Raw genomic sequence first — 13845 nt, 5'->3', positions numbered from 1 at the left:
GCAGAAGCAATGGAAGAGAAAAAAACATATATTCAGCAATTTTCCCGTCCCATCCTGTTTGTGGGCGCCATTTTGCTGATTGCCGGTATATTTTTTTATATCCGGATGCAAACCAGCCTTTTTCCGGAAGTATTATTTCCCAGGGTATCTATTATTGTTGATGCGGGGCAGATACCGATTAATCGGATGATGATCACGGTAACAAAACCTTTGGAAAGTGCCGTTAAGAAAGTCAGAGGAGTAACCATCGTTAAAAGCAGCACTAGCAGAGGAAGCTGTACGATAGAAGTTTATTTTGACTGGGGTTTGGACACTTACGGGGAAAAAACACAGATTGAAAGCCGGATTAGTGAAATAAAAAACTTTTTACCGCCAGGCATCAACTTATCGGTTGAGGCCATGAACCAATCCTTGTTTCCGGTTTATGGCTATACACTCTCCAGCAATGTACATGGCCAGGTTGCCCTGCGGGATCAGGCTAACCTTGTGTTACGTCCGTTTTTTTCAAAGGTAAAAGGCATATCGAATGTGGTGATCAGGGGAGGAAGAGGAAAAGACTTTGTTATTATCCCCGATGCAGTTAAAATGTCTTCACTGGGCATTACACCGGCTACCATAGTTACTGCATTCGCTAACAACAACTTTGTTTTATCCAATGGAAACCTGGCCGATTTTAACCGCCTGTATCTTACGCTTACGGATACCAGGGTAATGGATGCCGACGCGCTGGGCAATATTACTATAAAAAACGATGGCACACGCTTAATTAAACTCAGGGATTTTGCCGTGGTGGATATTCAGGAACAGCAGGAATTTGTTGTCATCAACGCTAATGGAAAAAATGCGGTTCAAATTGACCTGGTTAAACAGCCGGGAACAAATTTAATTGATTTTGCAAAGGAAGCGGAATTGCAGGCAGCAGAAATACGCAAGGCATTACCACAGGGGTATGAATTAAAACCTTATTATGACCAAAGTGCATTTGTAGGAGACAGCATTCACAGCGTAATAAAAACCATATACGAAGGCCTTTTCCTGGCTATTTTGGTCATGATCTTATTTCTCCGTTCATGGCGGGCAAGCCTGGCAGTAATGCTGACAATACCTGTAACCTTATGTTTTACCATATTAGTGCTTTTTCTTTCAGGGATCACCATCAACATTATGTCTTTAGGTGCTATTGCAGCATCCGTTGGCTTGATCATAGATGACGCTATTGTGATTATTGAACAAATTTATCGGGGGCATGAAGAGCATCCTGAAAAAAGTAAATACCAGATTGTCAGGGAGTCGATTAATGATCTTTTTCCGGCAATGATAGGTTCATCTTTAGCCACAATCGTTATCTTTTTTCCTTTTCGCCTGATGAGCGGCCTGGCCGGGAGTTTTTTTAAAGAACTTTCTGACACAATGCAAATCACTTTAATCACATCGTTCCTGGTTACCTGGCTTTTACTGCCGGTTCTGCACCTGCTGATCGGATATAAAGGCAAGAAAGGCCCCCATGCACCTTCAGAATTTTCTTCAAACCGGCTTTCCTGGTTAACCTGGACATTTAAGAAGCCGGCCATTGCCATCTTATTTATTGTTGCTTTAGTGTTTTCAGCCTGGTTTGCCTCAGGTAAACTACAAACCGGCTTTTTACCTGACCTGGATGAAGGCACTATTGTGCTTGATTATTTTTCACCTGCGGGAACATCTATTGAAGAAACAGACCGGATGTGCCGGGAAATGGAAAAAATAATTACACATAACCCCAGTGTGGAAACCTATTCCCGGCGTACGGGCGTAACTATGGGTTTTCGGTCTGCCCCACCTAACTTCGGTGACTACTCCATCCAGCTGAATAAAAACAGGACAAAATCTACCGTTGAAGTTATCGGAGAATTAAGACAGGAGATCGCTGCCCGAGTTCCGGTCCTGCATATCTCTTTCGGACAACGGATTTCAGACTTGTTGGGAGATTTGATGAGCACACCATCGCCTATTGAAATTAAAATTTTCGGAGATGATTATCAAAAACTAAAAGTAATAACTCAACAAGCGGAAAGCATCCTAAAAAAAATCAAGGGTATAGCCGACCTCAATGATGGTTTGGTTGCTTCCGGCCCTTCGCTGGAGTTTATTCCCGACCAGGATAAATTAAATCTCTTTAAAATTCCACTCACTGACTTTCAGATGCAGCTGGCTGCATATACCGGTGGGGTACCGCTGGGCATGAATGCCAATATGCCTGAACCCTCGCCCGCGCAGGCAGCAATGACCGGCGGCGTTCAAATAGGTCAGTTGCAGGATGGAGAACAAATGCGCAGGATTTTATTACGATTTACCAATTTTACGGACAATGACCTGGATCACATCAGGCGTCAATTGATATTTCTTCCGGATGGAACAACACGTCCCATATCATTCTTTTGTACAGTCAATGTGCTGCAGGGTGAAATAGAGCAGAAACGGGAAGATTTAAAGCCCAATATCATTTTAACTGCACGCCTTGATAACAGGGATCTGGGCGGTGCAATTACAGAAATTCAGCAGCAGTTACAAAAAAAACTGAACCTTCCCAAGGGTTATTACATCAGTTACGGTGGTGCATATAGTGAACAACAGCAATCTTTTCACGAATTACTACTCATCCTTGGCCTTGCAGTTATTTTGGTTTTTGCTGTATTGCTTTTCCTTTTCAGGGATTGGCTGCAAGCTATATTGGTCATTATCATTTCAGTTTTGGGTATGGGCGGGTGCATCCTGGCACTGTATATTGTTGGAATACCGCTGAATGTAAGCAGCTATACGGGCATTATAATGATTGTTGGTATTATTGCCGAAAATGCCATTTTCACGCTCAACCAGTTTCGCTTTAATCTGAAGGATACCGGGGATGTAGATACATCCATTAATTATGCTATCAGTTTGCGTATCCGGCCTAAGCTCATGACAGCAATCGGCGCAATACTGGCTTTGATGCCCCTGGCATTGGGAATAGGATTGGGTGCCCAAATGCAGCAGCCCCTGGCAGTGGCGGTTATCGGTGGCTTTGTGGCGGCATTACCTTTGTTGCTTTGTGTTTTCCCTACCCTGCTGCGGTTAGGCTACCGAAAACGCTTTAAAACAAAAACGTTTGATCCGGGCAATGACCAGAAACAAAAATTTTAACAGCTTAAATACAGATAAATCACTGACTCTTAATCAGTGGGTCGAGAGTTCGATCCTCTCCCAGGTCACCTCTAAATCAGCCATTTACAATTAAGTTTTGTAAGTGGCTTTTTTCTTTCTCACACATCTCTCACACAAATGACCTAATTAACTTAAACGCTCTGTTCTTTAGCGTGGAAATCAGAATAGAGTTGTTTAACCAGTAATTCCAGTCTTCCAAGCCTTAACTCGAGCTGCTTGTTATTTGTTATTAAACTATTCATATCTTTTACTAAGTTGCTTTTATCATCCTTGGAAAAAACATAGCCTAATGTATCGAATTTTGAACATCATTCGGATATGCGATGTTCGTTTACTTATATTTCGATGCTACTATCTTCTTACAATCCTCAATAAAAGAGTTGGACATTTGTATTTTGGAGTCACGAAAGCCTCTCAGCGTTGCTGGAGAGCTTTTTTGTTGATGCATACACAGTTGTCAGTACATAGCTGGCGGTACGTTTAAATAGCTTTTATTTAACGTTTATATTTTTATCCTGTTTAATTTAGTGATAACATTACCACAAAATCAATTATCATGACCTATAAGAAACTAATTGAGCTATTTATTTGCCTGGCGTTTATTTTAACTGGTTTAAATGTGAATGCGCAAGTTGCTATACTTCAAAACACTATTGATAGACTTGAAAGCTATAAAAACTTTAGCTATCAATATGTCTATAAACAAAAAGAGGTGTTTAGTGATACCTTAATACAAAACCAAAAATTTGTATTATTAAAGGTACCTGAGGATAAGGAGCTCGGCTATTTTTTTAGACATGAACTTAAATACGGTGATATGAAGCTCCCGGCAACAGACCTATATAATGGAAAAAACTTAATATCGTTAAATCCTAAGGATAGTACTTATGATACGAGAAAGGCACAAGCACTAATTTTTGGAGGATCATTGCTTGGTCAGTTAAATTGGATAAAAGACTTTTTAACGAAAAAACCATCCAAAATTATACAATCAAGTGATACTACCTATAATTCAATAAATAGTTATCATTTAATTTTCAATACTAAAGATACTATTGTTAACAAAGATCATTTGTATGTACGGATACATCTATTTATTGATAAGGTAACTGGTTTGCCTATTGGCAGATTTACCAGATCAAGGGGCGCTGATTTTGGAAAGGAAGTCACAAACTATTATACAGAAGATAGCTATTTCAATTATAAAATTGATCAGGATAATATCAATACAGCATCCTTTGCAATGCCTGAAGGATTTCATCCGCCTAAAGAAAAACCTAAAGAGCAAACTGCTTTATTGACACCAGGTAAGATCGCGCCTGATTGGACCTTATATGATACTGATGGTAAAAAAACGTCATTAGCACAAATGAAAGGTAAAATTGTATTGATGGATTTTTTCTTTGTTGGCTGCCTCCCTTGTATGAATGCTTTAGCACCGTTAGATAAACTCCATGAAAAATATAAGAATAAAAACTTTGTAATACTAAGTATTAGCGATAGAGATAGTAAGAAATTAGTTACGGCATTTAAAAAAATTCAACGTATAAAAAACCAAATGTATCCTAATGGCGGTGATGTGGCCAAATTATATCATATGACCGCGGCTCCTACTTTTTATTTCATCGATCAAGAAGGAAAGATAGCAAGTGTTGTGGATGGATATTCTGATGATATTGAAAAGAAGATGTCTGTCATAATCGACAATTTATTAAAAAAATCATAACCTGATCCTCGTCGTTCTCAGAGTCGCCAAAGAGACCTCTCTCTATCATCTCATGTTTCCGAAGGGTCCTGTAGTTGAGTAGTCAATACGAATATGCAGGGTCCCCTCCGGATACCTGCTCAAACGAAAATGACTCAGCCGGATTTGATTTGAAATTATAAACATCCCCCTGCAGAATTATTTCATGAACCGCGTTTTCCGACCTTGCATTGTTGATTAATATTTCAGTTGTAAGTTCGCTGATCACAAGTTGAATTACTTTTAATACCAGGTCGTTTTTTATTTACAAAATGGGCGTAAAATGTTTTTTTTGATATTCCGGCCTTCCATGAGAGCTCATCTATTAACACCCCTTTAACACCTGAGGATATGAATAAATCCTTCGCAGAATTTAATAGATATTCATGTTTATTAGCCGTGTTCATTGTAGTTTACCATTACTTCATAATCCCCTTATTGATCCATTTTACCTGTTACATATTTATAGGATGATAACTTTATACTGTAATTATTTTTAGCATCAACCAACTGGCTTTCTGTTTGCTGCAGGTCTGCCTGAGCATTAAGAAGATCGGTAAGGTTATTTAACCCGGACTTGTAATTATCCCTGCTTACTTTTAAATTTTCAGAAGCGGAAAGTAAATTTTCCTCCAGGATGCTATACTGTTCATAGGCCTCCGTGAGGTCGTACCAACTTCTCATCATACGGACCCGGAGCAGATTTTCTCCGTTGGCCAGGTTATTGGAAGCAATATTCTCCGCTATTTTCCGCTGTCTTAAGATATGTTTGCCGGTACCCCACCAGCCTGAAATCGGGATAGCAACTACGCCAACGGCGACAGGGCTAAATGTATTCCCAATACCCTTATTGATCACGCCCGTTACCGCTCCGCTTAGCCCTACGGCGGCGGTCGGCATATAATCTGCCCTTTTCAACCTGGTTTGCAGTTCTTCTGCAGAAACGCCATGCTGCAAAAGTTTATAATCATCAGTGCCGGTTAAAACGGCTTCCGGTTTAATATATAAGGATGCCGGGTCAGCAACCTGGCTTATTGAATCCGTTAGAATGATCTCTGGGTCATAAGTCAGGCCTATAAACTGGCAGAAATCCAGCAATGCCACCTGTTTCATATTGGCAATTTTTGACCTGTCCAGTATCAGACCATTGATTTTCACCTTAACTTTTAACAGTTCATTTTTTGCGATCAACCCCGACTTTAAAAAGTCTTGCATTTCCTTATAAAGCGTATCCAGGTATTTTTGATTGGATAGTACAGTTTTATACTGTTCTCCCAAATCGATCAGTTGCAGGTATTTTTGTTCTGTGATCAAATTGACCGAATCTTTGATCTGCTTTAACCTGGTCTGGCTGACCTCTATCTGTAGCTTTGCCAGCGCATTGCCGGTATTGATCTTACCTCCGGCATATAAGGTTTGCTGAGCCATCACACTGCCCAGGTAAAAGTTGTTGATGCCCTTGGGCAATATACCTGAGGCTGCCGGTACAAAGTCTTTTGGGCCGCCTAAAATCAAACCATTAAAGTCCACCTTGGGATAATAGGCCGCACTTGCAGCCTCTTTACCTTCACTTGCATAACCGGTTTGAAGACCGCCGTTTTTAATACTTATATTTTTATCGAAAGCAATGTCCTTGCTTTGCTGCAGGGACAGCTTTTGCTGGGCATCTGCTTTCATAAAAGCAAATGCCAGAATCATCACTATGATTGAATTTCGCATGATTTAAGCTTTAATATTTTCTGATTCTACTTGCTTTACCCCGTCTTCTTTTCGGAAAAGAATCCAATACATTACCGGCATGGCAAACAGGGTGAGCGCCATAGAGAACAACAACCCAAAACAGATCACCGTACCCAGCGGGCCCCATAAGGACGATTTACTCAATATCATTGGGATAACGCCGACAGCAGCAGCCGCAGAAGTAAGGAAGATGGGTCGCATCCTGCGCTCACCGGCATGTATGGCCGCCTGCATCACGCTCATGCCCTCATGGCGGCGCATCTCTCCTGCAAAGTCAATCAGGATGATACCATTCCTCACCACAATCCCGCACAGGCTCAGTAACCCGATAAATGCGGTGAAGCCAAACGGATAGCCGGTTACGAATAAGCCGAATCCGGCACCGAATAAACTAAGGGGCATGGTAACCAGGCTTAAAGCGGCATATTTTAATCCTTTAAAATGGAACAACAGGATGAAGAAAATCAAAATCACACTGACAAATAAAGACATTCCCATTGGTCCCATATTCTTGATCATCTCCGCCCTTTCACCGCCAAGGGCTATAGTAACACCCGGAGGAAGCACCAATGCATTTATCTGTTTTTCAAACCGTTCCAGCACATCCTCCGGAATAACGTCTATCTCGGTATCCATCCTGACGGTAATCGTTCTTACGCCATTTCTTCGCGTAATCTGGCCCTCTGTCCACCCTTGTCCCAGGTCAGCGATCTGCCGGATCGGCACCACTGACCGGGTTAACGGGGAAGAGATATATTGGTCCCTGATATCCGAGATCTTATTTCGCTGATCAGCAGCTGTTTTGACGTTAACATCGATATCATAATCACCTTCCCACAATTTGGTGGCGGTGACCCCCTGGAAATTCATTGCCAGCGCATCGGACAGGTCCTTCCTGGTAAAGCCCAGCCTCCCGGCTTCGTCTGGCTTGATCTTCAACTGGAAACCCTGGTTCATTTCTTCATAATCCGTTCTTATCCACATCACATCTTTGACTCCGGTCGCAATGGCCTCCACTTTGGCACTTACCGCTTTCAGGTCAGCGATGCTGTCCCCACTGATCCTGACTTCAATAGGGGCAAGTACATTGATCATAGTCAGTTGCTTCATCCTGATATATGCATTAGGAATGGAATTGCTGAAATTATGCTGATATTCTTTAAGGATTTCCTGAGTCCCTCCCTCATCAACCGTATTGACCAGGATCTGTGCATAATTCGGGGATGGAAGATTTGGTGCGTACACGGTATGGAACCTGGGTGAACTGGAACCTATAAAACTGGTATAGTTCAACACCCGTTTATCAGCAGCAAGTTTCTTTTCCACTTGTTTAACAATACTTGCTGTACTTTTCAGATTGTTCCCAGTTGGGAGATAAACTTCTATTGCAAATTGGTTTCGTTCTACTTTTGGAAAAAGCTGCTGGGAGGCGCTTCCGATTAACACCGCTCCGATGATTACCCCAATGATGGCAATGAGCAGGGTGATGCGATCATGTTTAAAGGCCTCCTGCAGCCTGTTATTGTAAAAGTCCTGAAGCCTGTCCAGCATTGACTTTTTATTTTTTTTGTTTTCTTTCTTATCCCCTGGTTTCAACAGCCCGCTTTTGATCAATACGGTGTTAAAATAGGGTACCAATAACATCGAAATGATAAGGGATAAGGTAAGCGCAATAATGACCGTTACCGGGAATATGCTGATAAAGTCCTTGGGGGTACCTGAAAGGAAGATCATTAACGGAGCGAACGTCGCGGAAATGGCAAGGGTAGCCGTAAACACGGAAGGAAAGAGTTCCTTTGCACTGCTGACAGCGGCATCCCATACTGAATAGCCATGATCCAGCTTTTCCACATGGTTATCGATGACCACGATTGGGTCATCCACTACAATTCCAAGAACAATGATCAGCGCGGCAAGGGTTACGGTATCCAGTTCAATGCCCAGCATATACATTACTCCCAGCGTGGATAAAATGGTTAGCGGGATCGTTGCACCAGCCACGCCGGCTATTCTCAAAGGCAGCAGTAACAGGGTAACGGTGATCACGGCAATAAGAGCAATACCGAATTCCCTCATGAAATGCGTGATGGATTCATCCACTACAGCCGGCTGGTTGGCAACTTTGATCAGTTTGATATCAGCAGGAAGATGCAGTTTTATCTTATCCAGATGCTCATCCAGCGTTTTACCAAACTGAACGATATTCTTCCCGGTCTGCATTTCCATCGAAATCACCATGCACTTTGTGCCGTTAGTGGTCACGTAGCTGTCCGGGTCCTGGTATTCACGCCTGATCTGGGCAATATCCTTCAGCCGGATAACATTGCCTTTGGGGTCTGACCGGATGATCAGTTTGGCAAGGTCACTTTCGCTGTTGTAATACTCATCCACATAGATCGGCCGGTCGATGGTATTTCCCTTAACTTTCCCTAATACTCCGATAGTGCCCTGATATTTGATCGCCTGCATAACCGCAGCCGCACTTAGTCCATATAAGGCCAATTTGTTATTATCAACATAGATACCTATCTGCTCTTTAAAATCTCCGGAATAACTAATCTTGGAAAGCGCCGGAATCTTCCTGATTTGATCCTGGATTGATTTGACATAATTTTCCAGTTCTTTATAAGACCGGTCTTTTGATTGTACGGCCAGTACGACGGCTGAGGTATTTCCAAAGTCACTATTTACGACAATGCTTAGCACGCCTTCGGGCAATTGGTGCTGAAGGAGCAATGTGCCATGTTTTATTTTGTTCCAGAAGTCTTCAGTTTCCAGCTTTCCGACGTTTTCGTTTATTTCGACATAGATATATATCATCCCATCCTTAGAATAGGAATAGGTCCGGCTTTTATCAACTTCCTTGAAACTGAAAAGGTATTCTTCTACTTTTTTAGTCAGTTGCTGCTCTACTTCCTTTGAGTTTGCTCCCGGATAATAACCGATGATCAGGCCCTGGCGTACCGTAAATTCCGGGAATTCATTCCTTGCCATATTAAACAGGGCATAGATGCCCACGATGACCAGCAACACCGCAAAACACAACGCGATCACCTTATGCTTAAGGCCAATCTCTATAAATGATTTCTTTTCCATTGAATTAGCTTCTAGCTTATTGAATAATTTTAACTGGCGTGCCGGAAGTTATTTTTTGGTACCCGGATATGATGACCAGGTCCCCTGATGAAAGACCATTGGTAATGATTATGCGGTCGTTGAGGATCGGCCCACATTTTACCATGCGACGAATTGACATTGAGCTGCTTTTGTCGACAGTGTACAGGAAATTCTGGTTTTGTTCATTAACCTGTAAAGCCGATAGGGGAATGCTTAGCGCTGTACTGTCAGCCTTTTTAGAATTTTCCTTTGCCGGGAAATAAGCATCAGCGATCATGCCTGGTTTAAGCTGCCTGTCCTTGTTCTCAACCTTTACTTTCACATTGTAATTATGAGATGCGTCCTCGGCAATTACTGCTATTTCATCAATTTTACCTTCAAAGCCCCGGTTTCTCAACGCTTTAATCCTGATGATGGCAGGCTGCCCTTTTTTCAGGCTGTTAATCTCCAGTTCAGGAACCGGCACAATCACATCCATCCGTTCTATTTTTACCAATTTAAATATGCTGCTGCCGGGTGAAGCCAAATCACCGGCTTCCGCTGTTTTCTCCCCTATATAGCCGTCGGAGGGCGCATATAATTTTGTGTGCACGATATTTTGATAAACGGCGCGTGCAGTAGCAGTGGCCTGTTCAAGGTTTGATTTCGCCTCGACCAGCTTTATCTCTGCTATACTGCCTTTTTTATATACTTCATTGATGCGGTTGTAATTGTCCTGGGCCAATTTTTGCCGGGCAAGCTCTGTGTTATATTGTTCAGTAAAAGTTGTGCCATCCAGTGTTGCCAGAAGCTGACCCTTTTTCACCCATTGCCCCTTGTCCACATTCACGGCAGTAATATTACCCGATACCTGGAAGGTCAGGGAAATCTCCTTGTTTTCCTTAACGGTGGCGCTGTAACTGATCTGCTGCCGGGCATCACCATCGTAATTCATGGCCATTACCCTGACATTTACGGGTGCTACAGCAACTTTTTGCTCCTCCTTGCTGCCACAACCCAGCAAAAAGAGAAATGCTACAGGCAGGAAATAATTTTTAAGCCTCATGATATTTGGTGCTGATTTCATAATAAATAATTTTCATTGGGTTTCGGTGTGCTGATCGTAAGGTGACAGATCTAATTTCAAACAGCAAGGCAAGCCATGTGCCATTGTTTTAAATCGCAGTCAATCAGATTATTAAATCTATTTTGAGGTTTTTTTGGTTAGTGATATATCGCCATTAGGCCATCTGAAATTGATATAGAGCGACTGTATCGGGCTTTTAAAACGTTTTTGGATGGCGCTTAATTGAATATCAGTTAACAGCACAAAGCCATGCCGTAAAAAAAGAGTGTATGCTTTGACGGCAAGGAAGAAGATACCGGGATCATTGACGCTTAAATCGCTGGTAGGCCGCAACAAAAAAGCCATCTCAAGGATGGCTTTTTGTCGACACACATGTCCCAAAGTCCAAAATTTATACCATGAAGCCATAGTGCTCAAATCTGTCCCCGTAGGCATCCCTGAAAGAGGTCAGGGTTGCCTCAGCTAATTCACCGCACAGCTCAAACCTGATTACCTCCATGGCAACTTGATACTTAGCGGAAACCGGCGCGATCAGCTTTAAATGTAATAGCAGGGCCGCTTCATCGGCATAAGCCTCTGTGATCAGGCATTCCCTGGTATGCGGCTCTTTGAAATAACAGTCATAGCTTAATACCTGCGTGGGTCCTTCTTCAGCCACAATTGCTTTAAGTTCGCCGGTCATTTGTATGAATCGGGGACGATCAGCCTGATCAACCTTTACCTTAGCTGTAAGCCGTAAAATCTTGTTAGCTTCCATGACACATAGATAGTAGAGGAATAAGCGAACAATATTCGCTTATTCCATTGTTGTTTACACCGTTACGATAATCTTGCCCACCGCGTTTTTTGTTTGGATGAGCGAATGGGCTTTGGCCATTTCTTCCAAAGGAAACGTTTGGGACACATGGGTTTTGAGATCACCTATAGCTAACAATTCTGCTATAGCAGCCAGATCCTCTTCACTCTTATGTACCAGGACCCGGTAGCCGGTTACATTATTTGATTTAAGCTGTTCTAATATTTCATCATCGAAATTCACGATCAGGCTGAGCAATGTGCCACCTGGCTTGATGGCCTTTATGGACCGCTCGATATGATGCACATCATCGCTCCAAACAGCATCATGTACCATGTCGGCATCGGTTACCAGTTCCTCAAAGGCCTGGGTTTGGTAATCAATAAATTCGTTCGCACCAAGGCCCAATACAAAATCCCGGTTCCCTGCTGAAGCTACAGCAATCACATAGGCACCGAAGTGCCTGGCGATCTGTACGGCATAGTGGCCTACGCCACCTGATGCCCCTGTGATTACTACTTTATCTCCTTTTTTGACTTTCCCGCCTGTTACTACCGACTGCCAGGCGGTGAGTGCAGCTAATGCTGCGCCTGCAGCCTCTCCGAAAGAGATGTTAGCTGGTTTGAGCACCAGGTCTGTTTCCGGTGCCGCCACGTATTCCGCGTAAGCGTTGGCCTGGCCTACAAATTTGATCATGCCAAACACTTCATCTCCGGCTTTAAACCTGGCGGCCGCCGGCCCAACTTCTGTTACAATACCTGCAATGTCCCAACCCAGGATGATGTTTTTTTCATCACCCTTTAGCTGTAGTACATAATTCAGGGAGTCCCGGTTACGGCGGGCAAAAGCGTCAACCGGGTTGATGCTGATTGCCTTTACTTTTACCAAAACTTCATCGTCCTTTATTAACGGAACGGCTATTTCGGCCAGCTCCAGGTTTTCCGGGTCGCCTATAGCCTTTAAAATGATTGCTTTCATTTTTCTATTTATTTTTTGTTCAAAATTAGATTGATAGTATCTTTGCATCAAGTATGCACTTTTTGGTATCCTACATACTAAAAATATACTATACAGATTATCAAATAGTTATAATTTAGTTATGACAATTCACAAACCAACACCCGAATGCTGTGTAGACTTTGCCTTCCAGCGTATCGGCGGAAAGTATAAGGGACGTATCATCTACAGCATTCATGTCCACGGCATCTTACGTTACGGCCAGTTAAAAAAAGCCATCAGCGGTATTACCCCAAAAATGCTGACCCAGACGCTAAGAGAATTGGAGAACGATAAGCTGATCAGCCGTAAAGTCTATGTCGAAGTGCCGCCAAAGGTAGAATATACCTTAACAGAGTCCGGCCGGAAACTGATCCCCTTTATCGAATATTTAAAGGAATGGGTGGAGGACCTGGTAGCCAGCGATCCGGGTCATGAACTACATGAACAGAATGAGCTTTACGGGCGCTAAGGATATACTGCATTTATATGCCCTTTATGCTATTTTGAATAAAGTTATTTCTACTTAGCTATTGCAGCCTGGCTTGCGGCTTCAGTGAATAGTTGGGCAACATCATTAGGATGTGATTCCTGTAATGAACAAAACCGCTGCAATCAACTTGGAACGGTTTTGTTCTTTTGGTACATAATAATTTATTTGTCAGCGACCATTTATTTCAAAGCTTGGTATTCTTTAAAGTCGATAACTGCATGTCCGCCCGCTCGTAGAAACACAATCTTCACAAAACTGGTAAAATCTTGCTGTGATAATTGTCGGGGAAGGTCATGATTAAAGTTAAGATAACCGAACTGCTTAAAGGAGAATTGTCTGAAACGGGCCATGGATTTTTAAATTCAGGATTTAACAGATTTAAAAACTTTGGTTGTCAAAGCTATTTTTTGCCGGAACCTTTATCACATTAAAGCCATACTTTAATGCCTGGTGGCAAGTGTTGCATGTATTGGTTAACATAACAAAATTATTTTTGAAAGCATTATTGTCTTTTTCCCGGATTGATTTTTCAATTGCATTCATTGCCGGAAAAATCATCGCAACGGCCGCTGCTTCAGGTTTATCCTTATGATATTTTTGAATCTTTTCAAAGCCGCCCATCAATTCCTGTCTTTCATATTCAGCCAGTGCCCAGTTTTTGTGCTGACCGGCAAACCACAATTTAAGATGATGAGGTTGAACAATAGTATTCATAA

11 protein-coding genes and 1 tRNA gene are annotated in these 13845 nt (G+C 42.4%); 4 read left to right on the top strand and 8 right to left on the bottom strand.

The features are described 5' to 3' along the window. Positions 1-9 precede the first annotated feature (9 nt). From JWQ54_RS24835 to JWQ54_RS24825, 3 genes are all read left to right on the top strand, one after another. Positions 10-3156 (top strand): efflux RND transporter permease subunit, encoded by a 3147-nt coding sequence (locus JWQ54_RS24835; protein WP_299590443.1) that lies wholly within the window; start codon positions 10-12, stop codon positions 3154-3156. Beyond that, positions 3136-3224, top strand: a tRNA-Ser gene (locus JWQ54_RS24830). The genes JWQ54_RS24835 and JWQ54_RS24830 overlap by 21 nt, the downstream gene beginning before the upstream one ends. A 509-nt stretch (positions 3225-3733) precedes the next feature. Next, positions 3734-4903, top strand: coding sequence for a peroxiredoxin (locus tag JWQ54_RS24825; RefSeq protein WP_299590441.1), 1170 nt, complete (start codon positions 3734-3736; stop codon positions 4901-4903). 224 nt (positions 4904-5127) lie between these two features. On the opposite strand, the gene JWQ54_RS29265 is transcribed toward JWQ54_RS24825, so the two are convergent. The 7 genes from JWQ54_RS29265 to JWQ54_RS24795 all read right to left on the bottom strand — a co-directional run bounded on the left by JWQ54_RS29265 (position 5128) and on the right by JWQ54_RS24795 (position 12618). Then, positions 5128-5328 carry a TetR/AcrR family transcriptional regulator gene (locus JWQ54_RS29265; protein ID WP_367187137.1) on the bottom strand — a complete coding sequence of 67 codons (201 nt, stop codon included), beginning with the start codon at positions 5326-5328 and terminating at the stop codon, positions 5128-5130. A 28-nt stretch (positions 5329-5356) separates the two neighbouring features. Further along, on the bottom strand, positions 5357-6640 hold the full coding sequence (locus tag JWQ54_RS24820; protein ID WP_299590439.1) for a TolC family protein: 1284 nt from the start codon (positions 6638-6640) through the stop codon (positions 5357-5359). Between the two features lie 3 nt (positions 6641-6643). Further along, positions 6644-9757 carry an efflux RND transporter permease subunit gene (locus JWQ54_RS24815; RefSeq protein ID WP_299590438.1) on the bottom strand — a complete coding sequence of 1038 codons (3114 nt, stop codon included), beginning with the start codon at positions 9755-9757 and terminating at the stop codon, positions 6644-6646. Between the two features lie 16 nt (positions 9758-9773). Further along, a complete protein-coding gene (locus JWQ54_RS24810; RefSeq protein ID WP_299590437.1) occupies positions 9774-10844 on the bottom strand; it encodes an efflux RND transporter periplasmic adaptor subunit in 1071 nt (356 codons plus the stop codon). A 117-nt stretch (positions 10845-10961) separates the two neighbouring features. Continuing rightward, complete coding sequence (locus tag JWQ54_RS24805; protein ID WP_299590435.1) at positions 10962-11252, bottom strand: hypothetical protein; 291 nt, start codon at positions 11250-11252, stop codon at positions 10962-10964. Beyond that, positions 11236-11601: a hypothetical protein gene (locus tag JWQ54_RS24800; RefSeq protein WP_299590434.1), complete on the bottom strand. Its 366-nt coding sequence runs from the start codon at positions 11599-11601 to the stop codon at positions 11236-11238. Before JWQ54_RS24800 ends, JWQ54_RS24805 begins: the two co-directional genes overlap by 17 nt. Before the next feature lie 54 nt (positions 11602-11655). After that, positions 11656-12618: an NADP-dependent oxidoreductase gene (locus JWQ54_RS24795; RefSeq protein WP_299590432.1), complete on the bottom strand. Its 963-nt coding sequence runs from the start codon at positions 12616-12618 to the stop codon at positions 11656-11658. 121 nt (positions 12619-12739) lie between these two features. Here JWQ54_RS24795 and JWQ54_RS24790 point away from each other — a divergent pair, with 121 nt between their 5' ends. Then, the gene (locus JWQ54_RS24790) at positions 12740-13108 is read left to right on the top strand and encodes a helix-turn-helix domain-containing protein (RefSeq protein WP_299590431.1); all 369 of its coding nucleotides are present in this window, start codon (positions 12740-12742) and stop codon (positions 13106-13108) included. A gap of 399 nt (positions 13109-13507) precedes the next feature. Here JWQ54_RS24790 and JWQ54_RS24785 read toward each other — a convergent pair. Next, positions 13508-13845, bottom strand: a 338-nt coding sequence (locus JWQ54_RS24785) for a hypothetical protein (protein ID WP_299590430.1), incomplete at its 5' end; no start/stop codon positions are given.

It is taken from the genome of Mucilaginibacter sp. (assembly GCF_028288225.1).
Lineage (GTDB): Bacteria > Bacteroidota > Bacteroidia > Sphingobacteriales > Sphingobacteriaceae > Mucilaginibacter.
The sequence above is the reverse complement of the archived record's forward strand: the minus strand, read 5'-3'. Positions and strand labels throughout refer to the sequence as shown.

Excerpts from the sequence above, each read along its gene's own strand:
- JWQ54_RS24820 (WP_299590439.1), bottom strand. The coding sequence starts at position 6,640 with ATGCGAAATTCAATCATAGTGATGATTCTGGCATTTGCTTTTATGAAA.
- JWQ54_RS24800 (WP_299590434.1), bottom strand. The coding sequence starts at position 11,601 with ATGGAAGCTAACAAGATTTTACGGCTTACAGCTAAGGTAAAGGTTGAT.
- JWQ54_RS24805 (WP_299590435.1), bottom strand. The coding sequence starts at position 11,252 with ATGGCTTCATGGTATAAATTTTGGACTTTGGGACATGTGTGTCGACAA.
- JWQ54_RS24825 (WP_299590441.1), top strand. The coding sequence starts at position 3,734 with ATGACCTATAAGAAACTAATTGAGCTATTTATTTGCCTGGCGTTTATT.
- JWQ54_RS24795 (WP_299590432.1), bottom strand. The coding sequence starts at position 12,618 with ATGAAAGCAATCATTTTAAAGGCTATAGGCGACCCGGAAAACCTGGAG.
- JWQ54_RS24790 (WP_299590431.1), top strand. The coding sequence starts at position 12,740 with ATGACAATTCACAAACCAACACCCGAATGCTGTGTAGACTTTGCCTTC.
- JWQ54_RS24810 (WP_299590437.1), bottom strand. The coding sequence starts at position 10,844 with ATGAAATCAGCACCAAATATCATGAGGCTTAAAAATTATTTCCTGCCT.
- JWQ54_RS24815 (WP_299590438.1), bottom strand. The coding sequence starts at position 9,757 with ATGGAAAAGAAATCATTTATAGAGATTGGCCTTAAGCATAAGGTGATC.
- JWQ54_RS24835 (WP_299590443.1), top strand. The coding sequence starts at position 10 with ATGGAAGAGAAAAAAACATATATTCAGCAATTTTCCCGTCCCATCCTG.
- JWQ54_RS29265 (WP_367187137.1), bottom strand. The coding sequence starts at position 5,328 with ATGAACACGGCTAATAAACATGAATATCTATTAAATTCTGCGAAGGAT.